At 74.3% G+C, this 21,518-nt stretch carries 20 protein-coding genes and 1 pseudogene; 5 read left to right on the top strand and 16 right to left on the bottom strand.

The annotated features are described in order from the left end of the window. Window positions 1-139: 139 nt before the first annotated feature. From ACIRPP_RS31310 to rimP, 9 genes are all read right to left on the bottom strand, one after another. Window positions 140-1,099, bottom strand: a complete 960-nt coding sequence (locus ACIRPP_RS31310; RefSeq protein ID WP_403649965.1) for a bifunctional riboflavin kinase/FAD synthetase — start codon at window positions 1,097-1,099, stop codon at window positions 140-142. A 156-nt stretch (window positions 1,100-1,255) separates the two neighbouring features. Continuing rightward, on the bottom strand, window positions 1,256-4,816 hold the full coding sequence (locus tag ACIRPP_RS31305; protein WP_403649962.1) for a trypsin-like peptidase domain-containing protein: 3,561 nt from the start codon (window positions 4,814-4,816) through the stop codon (window positions 1,256-1,258). Between the two features lie 395 nt (window positions 4,817-5,211). Next, the gene (gene truB / locus ACIRPP_RS31300) at window positions 5,212-6,117 is read right to left on the bottom strand and encodes a tRNA pseudouridine(55) synthase TruB (protein WP_403649959.1); all 906 of its coding nucleotides are present in this window, start codon (window positions 6,115-6,117) and stop codon (window positions 5,212-5,214) included. After that, the gene (rbfA, locus tag ACIRPP_RS31295; protein ID WP_403649955.1) at window positions 6,114-6,563 is read right to left on the bottom strand and encodes a 30S ribosome-binding factor RbfA; all 450 of its coding nucleotides are present in this window, start codon (window positions 6,561-6,563) and stop codon (window positions 6,114-6,116) included. Before rbfA ends, truB begins: the two co-directional genes overlap by 4 nt. Before the next feature lie 48 nt (window positions 6,564-6,611). Beyond that, window positions 6,612-6,908: a DUF503 domain-containing protein gene (locus ACIRPP_RS31290; protein WP_192232726.1), complete on the bottom strand. Its 297-nt coding sequence runs from the start codon at window positions 6,906-6,908 to the stop codon at window positions 6,612-6,614. Between the two features lie 197 nt (window positions 6,909-7,105). Further along, on the bottom strand, window positions 7,106-10,138 hold the full coding sequence (gene infB / locus ACIRPP_RS31285) for a translation initiation factor IF-2 (protein ID WP_403649952.1): 3,033 nt from the start codon (window positions 10,136-10,138) through the stop codon (window positions 7,106-7,108). Window positions 10,139-10,302: 164 nt separating this feature from the next. Beyond that, the gene (locus ACIRPP_RS31280) at window positions 10,303-10,584 is read right to left on the bottom strand and encodes a YlxR family protein (protein ID WP_164337859.1); all 282 of its coding nucleotides are present in this window, start codon (window positions 10,582-10,584) and stop codon (window positions 10,303-10,305) included. A gap of 161 nt (window positions 10,585-10,745) precedes the next feature. Continuing rightward, on the bottom strand, window positions 10,746-11,756 hold the full coding sequence (gene nusA, locus ACIRPP_RS31275; protein ID WP_164343558.1) for a transcription termination factor NusA: 1,011 nt from the start codon (window positions 11,754-11,756) through the stop codon (window positions 10,746-10,748). Between the two features lie 2 nt (window positions 11,757-11,758). Next, window positions 11,759-12,292 carry a ribosome maturation factor RimP gene (gene rimP / locus ACIRPP_RS31270; protein WP_403649948.1) on the bottom strand — a complete coding sequence of 178 codons (534 nt, stop codon included), beginning with the start codon at window positions 12,290-12,292 and terminating at the stop codon, window positions 11,759-11,761. Window positions 12,293-12,499: 207 nt separating this feature from the next. Between rimP and ACIRPP_RS31265 the strand changes: the two genes are divergently transcribed. The 3 genes from ACIRPP_RS31265 (at window position 12,500) to ACIRPP_RS31255 (ending at window position 14,500) form a co-directional block, all read left to right on the top strand. Then, window positions 12,500-13,045 (top strand): hypothetical protein, encoded by a 546-nt coding sequence (locus ACIRPP_RS31265; protein ID WP_403649946.1) that lies wholly within the window; start codon window positions 12,500-12,502, stop codon window positions 13,043-13,045. Beyond that, window positions 13,042-13,485, top strand: a complete 444-nt coding sequence (locus ACIRPP_RS31260) for a ferritin-like domain-containing protein (RefSeq protein ID WP_403649943.1) — start codon at window positions 13,042-13,044, stop codon at window positions 13,483-13,485. The genes ACIRPP_RS31265 and ACIRPP_RS31260 overlap by 4 nt, the downstream gene beginning before the upstream one ends. A 103-nt stretch (window positions 13,486-13,588) precedes the next feature. After that, the gene (locus ACIRPP_RS31255) at window positions 13,589-14,500 is read left to right on the top strand and encodes an aminoglycoside phosphotransferase family protein (protein ID WP_403649941.1); all 912 of its coding nucleotides are present in this window, start codon (window positions 13,589-13,591) and stop codon (window positions 14,498-14,500) included. Window positions 14,501-14,645: 145 nt separating this feature from the next. Here ACIRPP_RS31255 and ACIRPP_RS31250 read toward each other — a convergent pair whose 3' ends face one another. Genes ACIRPP_RS31250 through ACIRPP_RS31240 form a run of 3 tightly spaced genes read right to left on the bottom strand, consistent with a single transcriptional unit; the run spans window position 14,646 to window position 16,590 of the window. Next, window positions 14,646-15,194, bottom strand: a complete 549-nt coding sequence (locus ACIRPP_RS31250; protein ID WP_403649938.1) for a hypothetical protein — start codon at window positions 15,192-15,194, stop codon at window positions 14,646-14,648. Then, on the bottom strand, window positions 15,191-16,012 hold the full coding sequence (locus tag ACIRPP_RS31245; protein ID WP_403649935.1) for a BN159_2729 family protein: 822 nt from the start codon (window positions 16,010-16,012) through the stop codon (window positions 15,191-15,193). Before ACIRPP_RS31245 ends, ACIRPP_RS31250 begins: the two co-directional genes overlap by 4 nt. After that, on the bottom strand, window positions 16,009-16,590 hold the full coding sequence (locus ACIRPP_RS31240) for an RNA polymerase sigma factor (protein WP_403649932.1): 582 nt from the start codon (window positions 16,588-16,590) through the stop codon (window positions 16,009-16,011). Before ACIRPP_RS31240 ends, ACIRPP_RS31245 begins: the two co-directional genes overlap by 4 nt. 412 nt (window positions 16,591-17,002) lie before the next feature. Between ACIRPP_RS31240 and ACIRPP_RS31235 the strand changes: the two genes are divergently transcribed. Next, the gene (locus ACIRPP_RS31235; protein ID WP_403649929.1) at window positions 17,003-17,425 is read left to right on the top strand and encodes a helix-turn-helix domain-containing protein; all 423 of its coding nucleotides are present in this window, start codon (window positions 17,003-17,005) and stop codon (window positions 17,423-17,425) included. Window positions 17,426-17,568: 143 nt separating this feature from the next. Further along, a complete protein-coding gene (locus ACIRPP_RS31230) occupies window positions 17,569-17,814 on the top strand; it encodes a hypothetical protein (protein ID WP_403649926.1) in 246 nt (81 codons plus the stop codon). A 70-nt stretch (window positions 17,815-17,884) separates the two neighbouring features. Here the strand turns inward: ACIRPP_RS31230 and ACIRPP_RS31225 are convergent, their stop codons facing one another. The 4 genes and pseudogenes from ACIRPP_RS31225 to ACIRPP_RS31210 all read right to left on the bottom strand — a co-directional run. Continuing rightward, window positions 17,885-19,588, bottom strand: coding sequence for a proline--tRNA ligase (locus tag ACIRPP_RS31225; protein WP_192234631.1), 1,704 nt, complete (start codon window positions 19,586-19,588; stop codon window positions 17,885-17,887). Window positions 19,589-19,696: 108 nt separating this feature from the next. Continuing rightward, window positions 19,697-20,281: a GNAT family N-acetyltransferase gene (locus ACIRPP_RS31220; protein WP_403649923.1), complete on the bottom strand. Its 585-nt coding sequence runs from the start codon at window positions 20,279-20,281 to the stop codon at window positions 19,697-19,699. A 54-nt stretch (window positions 20,282-20,335) separates the two neighbouring features. Then, window positions 20,336-21,184, bottom strand: a complete 849-nt coding sequence (locus tag ACIRPP_RS31215; protein WP_403649920.1) for a GNAT family N-acetyltransferase — start codon at window positions 21,182-21,184, stop codon at window positions 20,336-20,338. Between the two features lie 200 nt (window positions 21,185-21,384). Next, window positions 21,385-21,518, bottom strand: a pseudogene (locus tag ACIRPP_RS31210) (4-hydroxy-3-methylbut-2-en-1-yl diphosphate synthase); the annotation flags it as partial.

The following is a 21,518-nucleotide window of genomic DNA, read 5'->3' as shown; positions in this document are numbered from 1 at the left end:
GCGTGTACCGGGTCTCGCCTCCACCGCTGACGCGCGCCCACCGCGGCCGCCACCCGACCGCTCTACGGGATCCGTCGGTCCCTCTGCCCACGGCTGCGGCCGGCCCGCCCCAGCGCCGCGCGGCCCCGGGACAGCACACCTAGGCCTGCGGCGGTTCCGCCGCCGCGATCAGTTCGCGGCAGCGCTGCACGTCCCGGGTCATCTGCTCCAGCAGGGCGTCCAGCGTCTCGAACCTGGCCTGGCCGCGCACGAAGGCGAGAAAGTCGACGGCGACGTGCAGGCCGTACAGGTCGAGGCCGACGCGGTCGATGGCGTACGCCTCCACCGTGCGTTCGGTGCCGTCGAACTGCGGGTTGGTGCCGACGGAGATGGCGGCCGGCATGGCCTCGCCCTGGGCGTGCAGCCAGCCGGCGTAGACGCCGTCGGCGGGGATGGCGGTGTGCGGGAGGGTCTCGACGTTGGCCGTGGGGAAGCCCATCTCGCGTCCACGCTGGGCGCCCCGCACGACGACGCCCTCCACGCGGTGCGGGCGGCCCAGGATCTCGGCGGCGCCGTCGACGTCGCCCTCGGCGACCAGGCGCCGGGTGAGTGTGGAGGAGAAGGGTTCGCCGCCGCCCGCCTCCCCGGACACGTACAGGTCGACGACCTCGACCTCGAAGTCGTAGATCTTGCCCTGCTCGGCGAGGAAGTCCACGGTGCCCGCGGCCTTGTGGCCGAAGCGGAAGTTGGGGCCCTCGACGACCGCTTTGGCGTGCAGCTTGTCGACCAGCACCTTCACCACGAAGTCGGCCGGGGACAGCTTGGAGAACTCGCTGGTGAAGGGGAGGATCAGGACCGCGTCCACGCCCAGTTCCGCCATGAGTTCCGCGCGCCGGTGGTGCGGGGCGAGCAGCGGCGGGTGGCTGCCGGGGCGGACGACCTCGCTGGGGTGCGGGTCGAAGGTGACGACGACGGCCGGGACGCCGAGTTCGCGGGCACGGTCCACGGCGTGCCGGATGATCAGCTGGTGCCCGCGGTGGACTCCGTCGTAGGAGCCGATGGTGACGACGCTGCGCCCCCAGTCCTGGGGGATGTCCTCCAAGCCACGCCAGCGTTGCACTGTGCCTGCTCCTTGTCGAAACCTTGTCGAGCCGAGTCCGTGGACGTCGCGTGGACTTCGTCCGCGCAGGTCTAAGGGTGCCATGCCGTCCGCCCGGAACGCGCAGCGGCATGGTCGCAAGGACGGGTTGCGGCCGGGCCGCCCGGCTCGCCCGGTTCAGGCCGGAACGCTCGTACCCACCACGTCTTCCACGGTCCGGCGGGTGGTCGTGCCGACGAGGGGCGCCCACACGCGCGGGGCGTCCGCGAGCCAGCCGGCGACCGCCGCGGCGAAGCCCGGGACGTGCCGGGCCAGGTCGGCCAGCGCGCGGTCGAGGCGGGCGGCGCCGTCCGGGGTGCGGGCGAGGGGCAGGCCGGCGCGGTGGACGAGGGCGCGCAGTTCGCCGCCGGTGGTGCGGGCGGCGGCGTGCAGCACCGCGGTCAGCACGTCGGGGTCGTGCTCGCGGTCGAGGAGGGTGTCCAGCAGCACGCGGCGCAGCGGACGGGAGGCGGGCGTGCCGGGGTCGGCGAGGATCCCGGCGAGTGCTGCCCGCAGGGGTGCGGGGCCGCCGTCGAGCAGGCCGGTGAGCAGCGGGAACAGGACGTCCTGGGCGGCGGGACCGCCGTTCAGGCGCCGGTCGGCGTACCCGGCGATGTGGCCGGCGAGCTCGGGCCGCCGTCGGACGGCGTCCCGCAGCAGGGCGGCGACCTGTCCGGCGAGCCCCGGCGTGGTGGCGTCGGCGAGGGTCCGGAAGGTCCCGGCGGCGTCGGCGCGCTCCAGCCGGGTGCCGAAGGCGGCGAGGACCGGCCCGGGGTGGGTGACGAGGGCGCCGGTCAGCGCGTCCGGGGGGAGTTGCGGGTCCCCGGCGGCGAAGTGTTTCAGGGCGCGGGCCAGGTGGCGGTCCCTGCTGCTCGGGTCGCGGACCAGCAGGGCGAGGGCGCCGCCGTGCGGGGCGGGGTCGTCGCTGCGGTCGAGGAGGACGAGGGCGGCGTGGCGGAGCAGGGCGCGGTCGGCGCCGTCCCGGACGTGGGGGACCACCCGGAGCCCGTAGGTCACGGCCGCGGCCCGGCGGGCGGAGCGCTCGTCGCGGGCCCATCGGTGGACGGCCCGGCACACGGCGGCGGGTTCCTCCTCGGCGAGGACGCCCAGCAGTTGGCCGGCCCGGCGGTGTGTGCTGTCGGCGAGTGCCTCGGTGAGCGTGTCGGGGGCGCGGTCGCGGTGGGTGTGGAGCAGCGCCTGTGCGGCCGTCGCCACGGTCGCGTGCGGGGTGGCGGGCAGTGGCCGGTCGTCGTCGAACCAGCGGACGAGCTGCGGGATGGTCCCGACGGGGTCGGCGGTGAGCAGCCGGGCGGCGGCGTCGAGGAAGCGGGGGCCGGCCTCGCAGGGCGGGCCGTCGGCGTGGACGAGCCGCCGCAGCAGGGCGAAGCGGGTGTCCGGGCGCAGGGCGAGGGCGCTCCAGAAGGCGGGACCGAGTTCCGCCGGCACGGCGCGCCGCTGCTGCCGCCAGGCCACGATCCGGTGGGAGAGCAGGCCCAGCACGGCCGTGTAGGGCGTGGCGTCGGGCACCCGGGCGAGGGTCGCGGTGAGCAGCCGGGCGGCCCACCAGGAGCCGGGGTCGGCGTCCAGGGCGTGCACCAGGTCGGCGAGCCGGGAGGCGGTCGGGCCCGTGCCGCCGTGGCGTTCCAGACGCAGCAGGGCCTCGACGACGGGGCCGGCCCGGTGGTGCGGGACGGGGACGCGGTCCGGGCCGTCGTCGGCGGTGCGGCGGGCGTGGACCAGCGCACGCAGCGCCTCGTCCAGGTCGAGGTGGACGCCCTGGATCCAGTCGGCGAACTCCTCGTGGGCGAAGCGGTAGCCGGTGCCGGCGGGCACCAGGAGGCCCTCGGCGAGCACCGCGGTGGCCCAGCCGGTGCCGCCGCCGAGGTGTGCGGGGGCGGGCCCCCAGGGGAACAGCGCCTCGAACTCGGCCCGCTCCAGAGCGCCCTGGCCAGAGCCGAGGCTGCGCCGGGCGGCCTCGTGCACCTGCCCGGCGACCCGGGCGGCGAGCCGGCGCACGGCGGTGCCGCGCAGGCCGTTCTCGGCGGCGAGGCGGACGGCGACGCGCAGGCACATGAGGTCCAGGTGGGCGGCGAGGAGGTCGTCGCGGTGCACCCGCGCTCCGGGGCTGCCGCCCAGCGCGGCCCGGACCTCGGTCAGCAGCCGCAGGGCGAGCGGGTGGCGGGCGTCGGCGCCGGTCAGGTCGCCGTCGGGCAGGCCGTGGCGGGCGCGGGCGAGGCGGGCCTCCTCGACGGTCAGGTCGTCGAGGCGCACGCAGGCGGGGGTTCCGTCGGCGGGGTCCGCGGGGTCCTCCCCCGGGTGCAGCAGCCCGGCCGGGAAGCGGGCCGCCGCGCTCTCCCAGTACTCGGGACGGCAGGCCACCACCAGGCGGATGCCCGTGCGGCGCAGCCAGCGGGCCGTGCCGTCGGTCCACTCGGCGAGGCGGTGGGCCAGGGCCGGGGGCATCTCCTCGGGACCGTCGAGCAGGATCACCAGGGGGCGTCCGGCCCTGCCGGACAGGTCGGCGAGACGCTCGGGCCCGGTGTCGCCGAGGCCGTCCGGGCCGGCGGGGAAGGGGCTGCGGGAGGCGGCCACGATCCGGGCGGCCCGGTCCAGGGCGCGGCGGGCCGCGTCGGCGAGGCAGGCGTCGTCCTCGCGGAGGTCGGCGCCGCGCAGCCACAGGGTGGGCCGTCCGGCGCGGTGGCGGCGGGCGGCGAACGCGGCGAGCTCGGTGGTGCGGCCGGTGCCGGGCGCCCCGACGAGGCCGAGCACCGCCGCCCGCCCCTGCTCGAACGCGGTGAACCGGGCCGTCACGCCGGTCCGTTCGATGCGTGGCACGCCGCCGGGGGCGTCGGCGTCACCGGTGAACAGGCCGGGCGGGCCGTCCTGGGCGGCGGAGGTCGCGGTGAGGTGCAGCACCCCGGCGAGGTTCAGGTCCGCCCCGTAGGCGGGGACGGTCGTGGCGTTCTCGGCGAGCAGGGCGGCGAGCGGGCCGTCGGAGTGCCGGGCCCGGGCGGGGAGGTCCTCGGGCGGGCTCGTGGTGCCGTCGGTCCCGGCGGGGGCCGGGGAGCGCAGGGGGACGGCGAAGCCGGTGTCGCGGTGGGCCGAGCGGAGGGCGGTGCCGAGCACGCCGAGCACCGCTCCGGTCGCGGAGTCCACCACGGGGCCGCCGGCCGCGCCGCAGCCGAGCCGCAGCGCGTCCCGGCCGGCGGTGCCGATGGCGAGTTCGAGGGCGTCGTCCAGGCGGTGGAAACGGTCGGTGGCGGTGTACGTCACGGTGGTGGCGCCCAGGACGCGCGCCTCGCGCCAGCATCCGGCGGCGAGGGTGACGTAGGTGCCGCTGGCGACCCGGTCGCGTGCGGTGACGGGCAGCGGGTCGAGGCCGAGTCCCTCGCTGCGGACCAGGGCGAGGTCGAGGGCGGGCAGCGGGGTGACGGCGTCGGCGTCCACCACGCAGTGGCGGCCGCCCGGCGCGTGCAGCACGAGGCGGGCCAGTCCGTCGACGGCCTCGTGGCTGGTGATCACGGTGCCGTGGTGGTCGGCGAGGAAGCCGGTGCCGCGCGGCCTGCCGGCGAGGTCGTGGACGCGGACCAGGAGGTCGTCGGGAGCGGGCGGCCCGGGCGGGCCTCCGCCGGGCACCTGAGCGGTGTCCGGTCCGTCAGGGGTGTCGGATCCGCGACGGAGCCGGTTCCGCGACGTCATCGTCGACCCTCCCCGCCGTCCTGCCGTACCACCGTGCCTTCGTTCTGAACAGTAGGCCACGATGATCAGCGGGAAACGCCCTGCGGCGAACGCGCCCCCTTCCGCTCCCCCGGTTCACTCCGCGCGCCTGCACGTACGGGTGAACAGGGCGGGGCTGGTGGATACACCCTAGGGGTGGGGGAACCGAGGGGGACCGTGGAGCGGCGGCAGGTGAATCCCCGTGACGCCGCTCCACGGGCGGGCCGCCGGAACCGGTGTCCGGCGCGGGAACACCGTCGCCCTGTCGACGTGCCGACAAAGCGGCACGTCGACAGGGCGACGGTGGGGCCGGCCCGACCGTGCCCCGCCTCCGGTGCGGCACACCCGCCCGGCGAGGTGACACCGGCTGCGGCCCGTCAGGCGAAGACGGCCAGGCTCTTGGCCTTGCCCTTGTGCTCCTCGACCAGGGCGAGCAGGGCGCCCTCGGGACCGAAGACGGCCACCGGACCGGCGCCCGCGTACAGCTCGGGCATCTCCAGCCGCACGCCGTTGGTGAGCAGCCGGGCGTGCCGGGCGTCGACGTCCCAGCGCGGGAAGGCGGCCGCGGCGGCCTCGGCGATGGGCATCACGACGAGTTCCTGCTGCAGCTGGTCCAGTGTCCTCGCGGCGTCGAGCCGGTAGGGGCCGACGCGGGTGCGGCGCAGCGCGGTGAGGTGCCCGCCGACGCCGAGTCCGGCACCGAGGTCGCGGGCGAGGGCCCGGATGTAGGTGCCGGAGGAGCAGACGACGGACACGACCAGGTCGAGCACGGGGGTGCCGTCCTCGGCGACGGCCTCCCGGACGTCGTGCAGGACGAAGGAGGAGACGGTGACCGGCCGGGCCGGGATGTCGAAGTCCTCGCCCTCGCGGGCCCGCTTGTAGGACCGCACCCCGTCGATCTTGATGGCGCTGACCTTGGACGGGACCTGCATGATGTCGCCGGTCAGTGCGGCGACCCCGGCGTCGAGGGCCTCGCGGGTGACGTGGGAGGCGTCGGTGGAGGAGGTGATGTCCCCCTCGGCGTCGTCGGTGACCGTGGTCTGACCGAGCCGGACGGTGCCGACGTACTCCTTCTCGGTCAGCGCGAGGTGACCGAGCAGCTTGGTGGCCTTCTCGACGCCGAGCACGAGGACACCCGTCGCCATCGGGTCGAGGGTGCCGGCGTGGCCGACCCGGCGGGTGCGCGCGATGCCCCGCATCTTGGCGACCACGTCGTGCGAAGTGAAACCCGACGGCTTGTCGACGATGACAAGGCCGTCGGGCGTGGGGGGTTTCTGGGTCATTCGGCGGTTTCGTCCGTCTCGTCATCCTCCGGCTTGCGGTACGGGTCGGCCCCGCCCGCGTACGTGGCGCCCGCGGACGCCTCGCGCACCTTGGCGTCGGACTGGCGTGCCTTGTCGAGGAGGTCCTCGATGTTGCGTGCCGTGTCCGGGAGGGCGTCCATGACGAAGGTCAGGGTGGGCGTGAACTTCACGCCGGCCGCCCGGCCCACCTCGGAGCGCAGGATGCCCTTGGCGCTCTCCAGGCCCGCCGCGGCGGCCTGGCGCTCCTCGTCGTCCCCGTACACCGTGTAGAAGACGGTCGCCTCCCGCAGGTCACCCGTGACCCGGGTGTCCGTGATGGTGACGTGCGAGCCGAGCCGCGGGTCCTTGATCCCGCGCTGCAGCTTCTGGGCCACCACCTCTCGGATGAGGTCCGCCAGCCTTTTCGCCCGCGCGTTGTCGGCCACTGGTCCGTCTCCCGTTCTTTCCTGATCTCGTTCTCGAAAGCCTGGTCGTCAGTCGTCGTCTTCGCCGTGGAAGCGCCGCCTGACGGACAGCAGCTCCACCTCCGGGTGCCCGGCGACCAGCCGCTCGCACCGGTCCAGCACGTCGGTCAGGTGCCCCGCGTCGCCGGAGACCACCGCCAGGCCGATGAGGGCCCTGCGGTGGAGGTCCAAATGGTCCACCTCGGCCGCGCTCACCGCGTACTTGCGCTGGAGTTCGGCGACGATCGGGCGGACGACGGAGCGCTTCTCCTTCAGCGACCGTACGTCGCCGAGGAGGAGGTCGAAGGACAGCGTCCCCACATACATGTGCAACCGGTTCACCCGCCGGCACGGGATCGATGGCCCCGCCATCCAGTGGGCGGGGACATCACGAACGGTACAACGAAGCGGGCCGCGTGATCGACGGATATTGCGCCCCGCGGCCCCCGGCCGGACCGGGACCGGGCACGCGCCGGCCGACGGGACATGGAGCGTCCCGTCGGCCGGCGCGTGGACCGTGGCGGTTACGCCCGCGGCTTCTCGCGCATCTCGTACGTCGCGATGACGTCGTCGACCTTGATGTCGTTGAAGTTTCCGAGGTTGATACCGCCCTCGAAGCCTTCGCGGATCTCGGTGACGTCGTCCTTGAAGCGACGCAGACCCTCGATGTTGAGGTTCTCCGCGACCACCTTGCCGTCGCGGATGAGGCGCGCCTTGGTGTTCCGCTTGACCTCGCCGGAGCGGATGATGACACCCGCGATGTTGCCCAGCTTGGACGACTTGAAGACCTCGCGGATCTCCGCCGTACCGAGCTCGACCTCTTCGTACTCCGGCTTCAGCATGCCCTTGAGGGCCGCCTCGATCTCCTCGATCGCCTGGTAGATGACCGAGTAGTACCGGACGTCCACACCCTCGCGCTCGGCCATCTGCTGTGCCCGCCCGGCGGCGCGCACGTTGAAGCCGATCACGATGGCGTCGGAGCCCATCGCCAGGTCGATGTCGGACTCCGTGACCGCACCGACGCCGCGGTGCAGGACGCGGATGTCGACCTCTTCGCCGACGTCCAGCTGGAGCAGCGAGGACTCCAGGGCCTCGACCGATCCGGACGCGTCACCCTTGATGATCAGGTTCAGCTGCTGGACCTCGCCGGCCTTGAGCACCTTGTCCAGGTCCTCGAGCGAGACGCGGCGCGTGCGCTTGGCGAACGCGGCGTTGCGCTCACGGGCGGCGCGCTTCTCGGCGATCTGACGGGCCGTACGGTCCTCGTCCACGACGATGAAGTTGTCGCCCGCACCCGGGACGTTGGTCAGGCCCAGGACCTGGACCGGCGTCGACGGGCCGGCCTCGGCGACGTTGCTGCCGGTGTCGTCGAGCATGGCGCGCACGCGGCCGTAGGCGTCGCCCACCACCATCGTGTCGCCGACCCGCAGCGTGCCCCGCTGGACGAGGACGGTCGCCACGGCACCGCGGCCGCGGTCGAGCCGGGACTCGATCGAGATGCCCTGCGCGTCCTGCTTCGGGTTGGCCCGCAGGTCGAGCGAGGCGTCGGCGGTGAGGACGACGGCCTCGAGGAGGCTGTCGATGTGCAGACCCTGCTTGGCGGAGATGTCGACGAACATGGTGTCGCCGCCGTACTCCTCGGCCACGAGGCCGTACTCGGTCAGCTGACCGCGCACCTTGGTCGGGTCGGCGCCCTCGACGTCGATCTTGTTGACCGCGACGACGATCGGCACGTCCGCCGCCTTGGCGTGGTTGAGCGCCTCGACCGTCTGCGGCATGACGCCGTCGTTGGCCGCGACGACCAGGATCGCGATGTCGGTCGACTTGGCACCACGGGCACGCATGGCGGTGAACGCCTCGTGACCCGGGGTGTCGATGAAGGTGATCTTGCGATCCTCTTCGTTGACCTCGGTCGTGACCTGGTAGGCACCGATGTGCTGGGTGATGCCGCCCGCCTCGCCGGAGGCGACGTTGGTCTTGCGGATCGCGTCGAGCAGACGGGTCTTGCCGTGGTCGACGTGACCCATGACGGTGACGACCGGCGGACGGACCACCAGGTCCTCCTCGTCGCCCTCGTCCTCGCCGAACTCCAGGTCGAAGGACTCGAGCAGCTCGCGGTCCTCCTCCTCCGGGCTGACGATCTGAACGGTGTAGTTCATCTCGTCCGCGAGGAGCTGGAGCGTCTCGTCGGAGACGGACTGGGTCGCGGTGACCATCTCGCCGAGGTTCATCATGACCGCGACGAGCGACGCCGGGTTGGCGTTGATCTTCTCCGCGAAGTCGGTGAGCGACGCACCGCGCGACAGGCGAATGGCTTCGCCGTTGCCGCGAGGCAGCATCACGCCGCCGACCGACGGGGCCTGCATGGCCTCGTACTCCTGGCGCCTCTGCCGCTTCGACTTGCGGCCACGACGCGCGGGACCGCCGGGACGGCCGAAGGCGCCCTGCGTGCCACCGCGGCCACCGGGACCGCCGGGACGGCCACCGAAGCCGGGACGGCCACCGCCGCCACCGAAGCCGCCGCCGGGACGGCCGGCGAAGCCGCCGCCACCACCGGGACGACCGGCACCGCCGCCGCCACCACCCGGACGCCCGGCGAAGCCGGGACGACCGCCGCCACCGCCGCCGGGACGACCCGCACCGCCCGGACCGCGGCCGCCGGGGCCGGGACGCGGGCCGGCAGCGGGACGCTGCGGCATCATGCCGGGGTTCGGACGCGGGCCGCCGGGACGGGGACTGCCGCCCTGCGGACGCGGCATCGAGCCCGGGGTCGGGCGCTGCCCGCCCGGAGCCTGCGGACGCGGACCGCCGCCCTGGGCACCGGGTGCCTGGGGACGGGGACCGCCGGGGGCGCCGGGACCGCCGGGACGCGCGCCCTGGGGACGCGGCGCCTGCGGGCGGGCCATACCGGTGGAGCCACCCGAGGTGAAGGGGTTGTTGCCCGGACGCGGACCGGCCGGACGGGCGCCCGGACGGGGACCGCCACCGGGGCGCTGGCCCTGGCCTGCCGGACGGCCCTGACCGCCCTGCCCCTGACCGGCGGGACGACCGCCGGGCTTGGGGGCGCCGGGACGCGCGCCGCCGGGCTTCGGCCCGGACGGGGCGGCCGGAGACGCGGGCGGGGCCTGGAACTCGGGCGCGGCCGGAGCCGGACGCGGCGCGGGGCGCGGGCCCGGGGTCGGACGCGGACCGGGAGTCGCCGGCGAGGGTGCCGACGGGGCCGCGGGCTGCTGGGCCGCGGCCGGCTTGGGCGCGGCCGGCGGCTTGGGCGCGGCCGGACGGTCGCCCGGCGCCTTGGCGGCGCGGGAGGTGCCGGCGGACTGCGCCGGAGAGGGTGCTGCGGGCCTGGGGGCCGCCTTGCGGGGCGCGCCGGGCTTCGCTGCGGACTTGCCGTTGCCGCCGCCCTGGAAGGCGTCGGTCAGCTTGCGTACTACGGGCGCTTCGATGGTCGAAGACGCCGAACGGACGAATTCACCGAGTTCCTGGAGCTTGGCCATGACGACCTTGCTCTCCACGCCGAACTCCTTGGCGAGTTCGTAGACCCGGACCTTAGCCACTTCGCTCCTTTGAGGTCCGGGTTGCGTCCGGACCGTCGCTAGTTCATGGGCGTACTCATCGCGTACTCATCGAGTGCTCATCGCAATCTCGACCTGCTTTCGACTCGCGAGGTACCAGACCGCACGGGGGGTTCCGTACGGCATGTCTTCCTGTCGGGTTGCTGTCAGCAACCCTGTGCCTGCTCGACGTAGTGGCGCAACGCCTTTACGTCGAGCGGTCCCGGGACGCGGAACGCCCGCGGGAACGCCCTGCGGCGCACCGCCTGGTCCAGACAGACCGGGACGGGGTGGACGTACGCACCCCGGCCGGGCAGCGTACCGCGAGGATCGGGGACGCAAGCGCCCTCGACCGCCACGATCCGCAGCAGCTCTTTCTTGACCGCTCTCTCCCGGCACCCCACGCAGGTGCGCTCGGGGCATGCACGGGTAGGTGTCCGGCCAGACACAGCTCAGTCTACCTCCCCGGACCGACCTCACCCCTACGGGGCAAGGATCGAACATGTGCCGCACGCAAAGCTGTCGTGATCTCAGCGACCTGCGGCCTGGATCCATTCCCCGGCCGTCCCCCGGCCGGGCCGGCGGCGGTCCCCGCGGACCGCCGCGCGGACTACTCGGCGGACTGTTCTCCGGGCTGTTCGCCCGACGGTTCGGTGTCCGGCCGGATGTCGATCCGCCAGCCCGTCAGGCGGGCGGCGAGCCGGGCGTTCTGCCCCTCCTTGCCGATGGCGAGGGAGAGTTGGTAGTCCGGCACCGTCACCCGGGCGGACCGGGCCGCCATGTCCACGACTTCCACCTTGGACACCCGGGCGGGCGACAGGGCGTTGGCCACCATCTCGGCCGGGTCGTCCGACCAGTCGACGATGTCGATCTTCTCACCGTTCAGCTCGCCCATGACATTGCGCACCCGGCCGCCCATGGGGCCGATGCAGGCGCCCTTGGCGTTCAGTCCGGAGCGCAGCGAGCGGACGGCGATCTTGGTGCGGTGACCGGCCTCACGGGCGATCGCGGCGATCTCCACGGAGCCGTCGGCGATCTCCGGCACCTCCAGGGCGAACAGCTTCTTGACCAGGTTGGGGTGGGTGCGCGACAGCGTGACGGACGGGCCGCGCACGCCCTTGGCGACCCTCACGACATAGCTGCGCAGCCGCATGCCGTGCTGGTAGGTCTCGCCCGGGACCTGTTCCTGCACCGGCAGGATGGCCTCCAGCTTGCCGATGTCGACCAGCACGTTCTTCGGGTCGCGGCCCTGCTGGACCACGCCCGTCACGATGTCGCCCTCGCGGCCCGCGTACTCGCCGAGCGTGGCGTCGTCCTCGGCGTCGCGCAGCCGCTGCAGGATCACCTGCTTGGCGGTCGTGGCGGCGATACGGCCGAAGCCGGACGGGGTGTCGTCGAACTCGCGGGCCTCCTGCCCCTCCTCGAGGTCCTCGGGGTCCTCCTTCGCCCACACGGTCACGTGTCCGGTCTCCCGGTCGAGCTCCACACGCGCCTGCCGGCGGCTTCCCTCGGTTCGGTGATAGGCGATGAGGAGGGCCGATTCGATCGCCTCGACCAGCAGGTCGAAGGAGATCTCCTTCTCCCGCACCAGGCCCCGCAGGGCACTCATGTCGATGTCCACGGCTACGCCTCCTCTTCCTTCTCGTCGTCCTGCCTGGCGGACGCGTCGTCGGACTTGTCGTCCTTGCGGTTGAACTCGACCTGGACGCGCGCGCGTCTGATGTCGCCGAAGGCGAGCCTGCGCGCGGTGGGCCTGCGCCCCTTGACCCCCGGCACCTCGACGTCGAGTCCCTCGTCGTCGGCCGTCAGGATCCGGGCGGTCAGCTCGCCGCCCTCGGTCAGCTGGAACCTCACCAGGCGCCCCGTGGCACGCACGTAGTGCCGGTGCTCGGTGAGGAGGCGCTCCGCGCCCGGGGTCCCGACCTCGAGGGTGTACTCCCCGCTGCCCATCGCGTCCGTCTCGTCCAGCTTCGCCGAGAGCACGCGGCTCACATCGGCGATCCGGTCCAGATCGGCGCCGGTGTCGGAGTCGACGGTGACGCGCAGCACCCGCTTGCGGCCCACCGAGTCGACGGCGATCTCTTCGAGGTCGAGCCCCTGTGAGGTGACGAGCGGTTCCAGAAGTTCTCGCAGCCTCTCGCTCTGGGTGGTGCTCATCCGGGTGACTCCTCGGCCGCGTGTGCTGTTGTGGGACGGTGCGCGTGTCTGGTCAAAGGGTATCCGGTCGCGCAGGGTGTTGCCGTCCACCCGGTGACGGAGGGTGCCGCTGACCGCTGCCGGGTGCTGCCCCGGGTACCGTGATCACGGGCCTGCGGCCCCCGCTGTCGTCGCCACGTTCGACCGAGCCCCCCGAGGACCACTCCCGTGCCGTTCCCCCTCTCTCCGGGCACCCGCTCGGGGCCCCGCCGACGGAGCCTGCTCGCCGTCGCGCCGGCGGCCCTGCTCGCCGCCGGCTGTTCCGCCGGGTCCGATGACTCCGCCGCCGCCGGCCCCCGTCCCCCGGCCGCCGAGCGCACGCGCGCGCGTGCCGCCCGCGACAGCCGGGAGCTGGCGGCCCGGTACGACGCGGTGATCGCCGCCCACCCCGGGCTCGCGGAACGGCTGCGGCCGCTGCGCGCGGACGTCGTCCGGCACGTCGGGGCCTTCGCTCCCCCGAAGGGCTCAGCGCCGTCGCCCTCGCCGTCGCCGTCGGCCTCCGCGTCGGCGTCGTCCCCGGCGCCGTCCGCATCCCCGGCCGTGCCCGCGACACCGAAGGAGGCCCTGGCCGGCCTCGCCGCGGCGGAGCGTGAACTCGCCGACCGGCGCACCCGTGAGCTGCTGGACGCGCCGGGCGAGCTGGCCCGGCTGCTGGCCTCGGCGGCGGCCGCCGGGGCGGCGCACGTGTATCTGCTGACGGAGGGACGGGCGTGAGCGAGGCGGAGGACCGGGAGCTGCGGGCCCTTCAGGCGGCCCTGGCCGCGGAACACGCGGCGGTGTACGGCTACGGCGTCGTCGGCGGCCGGATCGCCAAGGAACGCGCACCGCAGGCCCGCGCGGCCTACGACGCCCACCGGGCCCGCCGGGACACCCTGGTGCGTGAGGTCCGGGAGGCGGGCGGCACGCCGGTCGCCGCGGCCGCCGGGTACGCGCTGCCGTTCCCGGTGCCGGACGCGGCGGCGGCCCTGCGGCTGGCCGCGGAACTGGAGAACCGCCTCGCCGGGGTCTACGCGGACCTGGTCCGCGACAGCGGGGGCGAGCGGCGCCGGTCCGCCGCCGGGGCGCTGCGCGAGGCGGCGGTGCGGTCGGCCCGCTGGAGCGGCGGGAGCGTAGCCTTCCCTGGGCTCGCCGAGCGGTCCCCGGCGGACGGCTGAGGCCGCCGTCGGCGGGGCGGTTCGGGACGGTACGACGCCGGCGGCAGGACGGGCGCCCGAGGGGCGGCAGGCTCCACGACAGCACGAAGGGAACGACGCGCGCATGGTTTTCGACCCGCCGAAGCGTCTGGTCAGGGCACTCGGTGAGACGGTTCCGGACGGTGACGGCTGGCTGGAGCAGCTGCCCGGGGCGGCACGGCGGGCGGTCGCGGCGCTGGGGCTGACCGTGGAGCGGGTGCAGGTGCCCGGCGGGCGCAGCAGCCTGGTGGTGCTGGTGGTCACGGCGCAGGGCACGCCCGCGGTGCTGAAGCTGGCGCCGCGCCGGTTCCGGCCGGAGAGCGAGCGGGCCGCGCTGGCGCACTGGGCGGGCCGGGGCGCGGTGCGCCTGCTGGACGCCGGCAGCTCGCCGGACGCGCCGGAGGGCGTGCTGCTGCTGGAGCGGCTGCACCCGGACGTGTCGGTGCGGTCGCTGCCGGAGGCGCGGGCGCTGCTGGAGGCGGCGGGGACGCTGCGCCGCCTGTGGGTGCCGCCGCCAAAGGACCACGTCTTCGAGACGGTGGCCGAGCGGACGGGCCGGCAGGCGGAGGCGATGCGGGCGGGTGCCGCGGCGGACCCGGAGGCGGCCCCGCTGGTGCGGGCGGCGCTGGACGCGCGGGAGGAACTGCTGGCCGCGCCGCCCGAACTGCGGCTGCTGCACGGCACGTTCCGGCAGAGCAAAGTGCTGGCGGCGGAGCGGCTGCCGTGGCTGGCGGTGGGTCCGGACCCGGTGGTCGGCGAGTGCGCGTTCGACCTGGCCCGGCTGGTGCGCGACCGGGTGGAGGACCTGATCGCCCAGCCGTCGGGGGCCGCGACGACGCGCCGCCGGGTGAAGCGTCTCGCGGAGTCCCTGGACGTGGACCAGGAGCGGCTGCGCGGCTGGACCCTGTTCCGCGCGGTGGAGTCGGGTGTGCGCGCCCGGCGCGTGGGCCGCGCGCAGGACGCGGAGCTGCTGCTGGAGTTCGCCACCTGGCTCTGATTCCTCGGATTTCCCGGGCGCGGCGGGCACGCGGGCGGACGCGCCCCCCTGCCGGTTGTGGCGGCAGGGGGGCGCCGGTGGTCCGGTCGGCGTGCCTCCCGAGCTTGCCGACCGGAGTCCTCCCCGGGTGTCCGCCGGCGACGGTTCACGGGCCGGGCGGGGGCCCCGGTGCCCGGCGTCCGGCCGCCGCGGCGAGACCGGCCGCCAGGGTTCCCTCGCAGGCCAGCAGCTGCGTGTGGCGGCGGATGACCGCGTCCTGGGCGGGGTCGTCGCCGTCGGACGCCGGGTGCGGGGCGGTTTCGGCACCGGGGGGCACGTGGGCGAAGAGGGCGAGGTCGCCCGGCGCTATCCGCCACGACAGGTGCCAGCCGCCGGCGACCAGGCACAGGCGGTGGGCGCCGTCGTGTGGCTGCCCCGGGCCGGTGAGGGGGGTGAGGACCGCGCTGGCCGGATGCAGGGCGGCGAGCCAGGCCAGGAGGTGGGCCCGCTCCCGCTGGGCGCGGCCCAGGTGGCGTTCGTAGGAGTCGGCGTGCTGCTGCCAGCGCGCCAGCCGCTGTCTGCTGACGGCGAGTTCGTGCTGGAGGCGGAGCCGTTCCTCGGTCTCCCGGCGGCGGGCCCCGCGGTGCCGCAGCAGCCGCCGGATCAGGCCGTCGTGACGTCGTCCGGGCGCCCCCTTGGCGGCCGGGGACCTCACCGGTCCCCCTCGGCCGCCGGCAGGGTCGCGCGGACGGGGGTGAGCGGGCCCGCGTACTCGGCCACGTTGGCGAGGGAGCAGCGCTCCGGACGGCCGTCCACGGACAGCAGGGGCATCCCGTCGGGGGTGCGCAGACCCTGGAAGTACCAGGTCTCGCCGTGGGCGTCGCGGTGCGGGAGTTCCAGGTCGTACGTGACGTCGCCGTACCGGTAGGTCCTCTCGTCCCGGTGGGGCGTGTCGTCCGGGCCGCGGACGAAGACGGTGACGGGGACTCCGTCGCGCAGGCCCTCGCCGGCCGGCCCGCCGGTGCCGGGCTGTTCACCGACCGCGGTGATGCCGAAGTAGGCACACCACGCGTCCCAGCGGTCGAACGGGGGACGGAGGCCGAGGAGGACGCGCACGGTGTCGCCGTCCGCCCAGACGGCCCGCACGTCCGGATGGGTGCCGGCCTCGTGCTCGACGGCCCGGGCGACGGCGCGTGCCCGCGCCCCGGCGGCGCCCCGGTCCGGGTCCGCGTCCTCCGGGCCGGCGGGCGCCGGTACGGCGCGGAGGTGGCCGGCGGCCGGGCGCGGTGCGAGGTCCGCCGGGAGGTCCACGGGACCGGCGGGGCGGGGCAGGAGGGCGGCCGGCAGGGTGACGGCGACGACCTGTCCGGGGCGGTGGGCCGCCACGGTCACCCGCACGACGGAGACGGTGTGGACGACGGGGTGGGCGTACGCCGGGAACGCGTCCGCCGTCAGGGGGTGGGCGTACGCCGGCGACGAGTCCGCCGCCGCCCGGAGGTGCTGGTCCACGGCGTGGAGGGGGTGGTCGTTCATGACGGCACCGCCCCCGCCGCCCAGCGCAGTTTGTGCATGGCGCGGTGGGTCAGCGCCTTGACGGCCCCGACGGTGCGGCCCATGGCGTGGGCGGTCTCCTCGGCGGACAGCCCGCCGAGGAAGCGCAGTTCCACGCAGTGCCGTTGGGGCGGTGCGAGGGTGCGCAGCGCGCGCCGCACGGTCTCGCCGGCTTCCACGGCGTCCAGCTCGCGCAGCACCAGCGATTCGGTGCCGGGGCCGGGCTGCTCCGGGTCGCCGAACTCGGGGACCAGGGTCTCCCACCGGGTGCGGCTGCGGCCCACCTCGTCGAGGTGGAGGTTGCGGGCGATGGTGGTGAGCCAGGCCGCCGGGTCGGTGCCCCGCCAGGCGAAGCCGCCGATACCGCGCAGGGCGCGTGCGAACACCTCCTGGGTGAGGTCCTCGGCCAGGTGCCGGTCCCGGGTGCGGCACAGCAGGTAGCGGTACACGAATGCGTAGTGCTCGCGGTAGAGGTGGGCGAATGCCTCCCTGTCCCCGGTGCGGGCACGAGCGAGCCACGCGGGCTCCGGGGTGGTCCCCCTGCCGGTCTGTAAGGACACGGTCGGTACTCCTTCGACGTCTGTTCGGTGGGACGGGTGCCCGGTGCGCCGGGGCCCGCGAGGGTGCGCAGGGCGATACGCTGCCTGCGATCTTCATGTGGATGTAGATTTCTCGACCGGACTCGGGCGAGGGCCTCACCACCCGAGAGGGCCCGTCCGACCGGGCGGCCCGGCCGGCCCGCACCCGGCCGCCGCCGACGCGGCCGGACATCCGGCTTCCCGAAACCGTCTACAGTCTCCGTGTGGATGTAGATCGTGTCAAGGTGCGGGAGGCGCACTCCGGACACGGAGTGAAGAAAATGTGCCGGGGTTGTGCGCGGGCGGCCGGAATGCGCGGGCGTACACCGCATGATCCGCCCTCGATCTGCGATCTACTTGCGCTTGTAGATGGCCATGGCCGATCCTCTGACGTGTGACAAGCCGAGAGACACCCCTCTCCTCCCCCGACGCCGCAGACACCTCCGGGCGTCCGGGCGAGGATCTGGCGGCACTGCTCGAACGACTCCTCGCACAGTCCCCGGGCCGCAGCCAGAAGGACCTGGCCCGCGAGGCCGGCATCTCGTACCAGACGCTCAACGCCTGGATGAACCGCACCCGGGGCACCTCCCGCATCTCCCCGGAGCGCCTGCGGGCCATGGTCGAGGTGTTCCGCCGCTGGGGGGTGCGCACCACACCCAAGGAGTTCTTCGAGGCCGTCGGGCGTCCGGTGCCCGGTCCTGGCCGCGACGAGCGCGAGGCCCGGCTGCTCAAGCTCTACCGCCAGCTGCCGGAGGCCCGCCAGCGTGCCCTGATCAAGGACGCCGAAGCCATGCTCCAGGTCAGCCGCATCTCCTGAGCCCCACCCGTGGCACACCGCCGCACACGACCGACCAATGCACCGAAAACCCCACAGGTGCACCGACGCATCGCTACCATCGGATGGTCGCTGGCCTCCCGAAGCGGAACTTCATGCCGTTGTGCATCCCTGGGGAGACAGTCATGTGCATCCACGTGTTCGTGGCGGACGATCTGCCGGACATCGTCGTATGGGATCCCGACGAAGTCAGCGTCCTGGTGGCGCGGGGCTCCCGGGTGCTCGACGTCGTCCGGGAACTGCGGGCGCTGCTGACCATCGACCTCGGCGCCCCCGAGGGATCCGGCACCGCGCTGCTGTGCTTCTGCGGTGCCCGGCTCGAACTCCCCGTCGGCCTCGCCGGCCAGCCGGTCCCGGTCGGGGCCCACTGACCGGGCCGGACCGGGACCGCACGGCGCCTCCGGCCCGCAACGGGCGGCCGGAGGCGGCCGACGGGACGCCTCAGAGGGCGGTCAGGCGGGCGACGGCCTCCTCGACCGTCAGTTCCTCGCGCTCGCCGGTCCGGCGGTCCTTCAGTTCCACGACGCCCTCGGCGGCACGCCGCCCGGCGACCAGGATCTGCGGTACACCGATCAGCTCGGAGTCGGTGAACTTCACCCCCGGGGAGACCCCGGCCCGGTCGTCCACCAGGACCCGGACACCGGCCGCGGCCAGCTTCGCGGAGACGTCCAGGGCCAGTTCGGTCTGCAGGGCCTTGCCCGCGGCGACCACGTGCACGTCGGCCGGCGCGACCTCCTTGGACCAGATCAGGCCCTTGTCGTCGGCGTGCTGCTCGGCGAGGGCCGCGACCGCGCGGGACACGCCGATGCCGTAGGAGCCCATGGTGACGCGGACCGGCTTGCCGTTCTGGCCCAGCACGTCCAGCTTCAGGGCGTCGGTGTACTTGCGTCCGAGCTGGAAGATGTGGCCGATCTCGATGGCCCGGTCCAGCCGCAGCCCGGTGCCGCACTTCGGGCAGGGGTCGCCGTCCTGCGCGACGACGACGTCCACGTACGCGTCGACCTCGAAGTCCCGGCCGGCGACGACGTTCTTCGCGTGCGTGTCGGCCTTGTTGGCGCCCGTGATCCAGGAGGTGCCCGGCGCCACGCGCGGGTCGGCGAGGTAGCGGACCTTCTCCAGGCCCTGCGGGCCGACGTAGCCGCGGACCAGGTCGGGGCGGGCCGCGAAGTCCGCCTCCGTGACCAGCTCGACCTCGGCGGGCGCGAAGTGCGCCTCCAGCTTGCCCATGTCGACCTCGCGGTCACCGGGCACGCCCACGGCGACGATCTCCCCGTCCACCTTCACCAGCAGGTTCTTCAGAGTGGCGGAGGCCGGCACCCCGAGGGAGGCGGCGAGGGTCTCGATGGTGGGGGTCTCCGGGGTCGGGATGTCCTCCGCCGCGGGCACGCCCGAACCGTCGACCGGGCGCACCTCGTACGTGATCGCCTCGGTGTTCGCGGCGAAGTCGCAGTTCGGGCAGTCGGCGAACACGTCCTCGCCGGCCTCCGCCGGGGCCAGGAACTCCTCGGACTTCGAGCCGCCCATCGCGCCGGCCGTGGCCGCGCAGATGCGGTAGTCCAGGCCCAGCCGCTCGAAGATGCGCTGGTACGCCTGACGGTGCAGGGCGTAGGACTCGCCGAGCCCCTCGTCGGTGACGTCGAAGGAGTAGGAGTCCTTCATCAGGAACTCGCGGCCGCGCAGGATGCCCGCCCGGGGACGCGCCTCGTCGCGGTACTTGGTCTGGATCTGGTAGAGGATCACCGGCAGGTCCTTGTAGGAGGACGCCTGGTCCTTCACCAGCAGCGTGAAGATCTCCTCGTGCGTCGGGCCGAGGAGGTAGTCGCCGCCCTTGCGGTCCTTCAGGCGGAACAGCTCGCCGCCGTACTCGTCCCAGCGGCCGGTCGCCTCGTAGGGCTCGCGCGGCAGCAGGGCGGGCAGCAGCACCTCCTGGGCGCCGATGGCGTCCATCTCCTCGCGGACGATCCGCTCGACGTTGGCGAGCACCTTCTTCCCCAGCGGCAGCCAGCTCCAGATGCCGGCGGCGGTACGGCGCACGTAGCCCGCGCGGACGAGCAGCTTGTGGCTGAGGACCTCGGCGTCCGCCGGGTCGTCGCGCAGCGTCTTCGCCATCAACTGGGACATGCGCTGGACCGGTGCGTTCGCCATGGCTCTCGTACTCCTGCTGCTGTGGGTCCCCCGGGCCCGGACGCAGCCGGGAGGGGGGCTGGGTGATGACGAGAGGTTAGCCGGGCGGGACGGGACGGCGGAAATCGGTTATGACCCGGGCCGCGGGGTGCGCAGCAGCGGCAGGGGCGCGCCCATCACGGCGTAGGGCTTGGTGGCGCTCGGGAAGTGGACCTGGCGGGCCAGGTCGCGGTAGCCGAGGGAGCGGTAGAGGCGGCGGGCGGGGCTCTCCACGTCGATCGCCGAGAGGATCGAGCGGGGTTCGTCGGCGCCGTCGGTGATCGTGGTGATCAGGGCGCGGCCGATGCCGTGCTGCTGGTGCCGCGGGTGGACGTGCAGTTCGGTGATGACGAAGGAGTCGTCGAGCCAGTCGGCGTGGCCGAGGGAGCGCAGATAGGGCTCCACCACGGTGGACCACCAGTGGCCGCGGTCGTTGGGCATGCCGTAGACGAATCCGACGAGCCGTCCGGAGGCGGTTCTCGCGCCGAACGCGCGGGCTCCGGGGAGGGTCATGTGGCGCAGCACGATCTGCCGGCGTACGGCCACCTCGTCCGGGCCGAGGCCGAACGCCACCGCCTGGACCGCCAGCGCCGCGTCGACGTGGGCGGTGAGGTCGAGGGGGCCGATCACGATGTCGTCGGCGTGGGGGCGGCCGTGACCGGGAAAGCGCAGCATGCCGGGGAGACTACAGGGCGTCCGGGCCGGTCAGAACGGCTCGGCGGGCCGGGCTCAGAACAGCACGCTCATGAACGCGCCGACCTCCCGGAAACCCACCCGGCGGTAGGTGCGGCGGGCGGGGGTGTTGAAGTCGTTGACGTAGAGGCTGACGACGGGGGCTATGTCGGCGAGGGCGTAGCGCAGGACGGCGGCCATGCCGGGGGCGGCCACTCCGGTGCCCCGGTGTTCGGGGGCGACCCAGACGCCCTGGATCTGGCAGGCGCGGTCGGTCGCGGCACCGATCTCGGCTTTGAAGACCACTTTGCCGTCGGCGTCGAACCGGGCGAAGGAACGTCCCGCCCCGACGAGTTCGGCGACCCGGGCCTGGTAGAGCAGGCCGCCGTCGCCGGCCAGCGGGGAGATGCCGACCTCCTCGGTGAACATGGCGACGCAGGCCGGCATGACCGCTTCCATCTCGTCCTTGCGGACGCGGCGGACGTAGGGGTCCGGGGCGATGTGCTCGGCCATGCGGTCGGTGACCATGAGCGGCTGGTGGGCGCGGACCTCCCGGGCGGGGCCCCACTGGGGTTCCAGCAGCCGCCACAGTTCGGCGGTGGGGCCGGCCGGGCCGACGATGGAGGAGCAGCGGCGGCCGGCCCGCCGGGCCCGGTCGGCGAAGGCGCGCACGGCCCGGGGGGTGGCGCAGATGGGGACCAGGTTGGCGCCCGCGTAGCACAGGGAGGTCAGCATGCCGCCCTCGTACCAGCCCCACATCTCGCCGCCGAGCCGCCAGGGATCGAGGCCCGCGACCTGCACCCGGGACGTGACGAAGGCGTTCGCGACCGGCTCGCGGTCGAGGACCGCGAGGGCGGCGTCCAGGTCGCTCGGTTCGAGGACCCGGGAGGTGGTCTGCGTCAACACGCGCGGGGGCCTCACACACTGGGGTCTGCTGGTTTCCGCACTGTACCTGCGGAGCCGCATGTGCGCCGCATCGTGCCGGTGCCTGCCGGATTGTCTTCGGCGCCCCCGGGGGCCGCTGCCCGGCGGGCCCCTGTCCCGGCCGGGGCGGGCCCGGCCGGGTTCTCGCAGGGAGGCCGGGTTCTCGCGGGGAGGGGGCTGGGTCAGCCTGCGACGGAGATCTCGGGCTCGCCCGAGGCGACGCCGTCCTTCTCCATCTGTTCGGCGATCTTCATCGCCTCTTCGATCAACGTCTCGACGATCTTCGACTCCGGCACCGTCTTGATGACCTCGCCCT

Origin of the sequence: Streptomyces sp. NPDC101219, assembly GCF_044767675.1 — a bacterium.
GTDB lineage: Bacteria > Actinomycetota > Actinomycetes > Streptomycetales > Streptomycetaceae > Streptomyces.
This window is presented reverse-complemented; position numbering and strand designations above follow the sequence as displayed.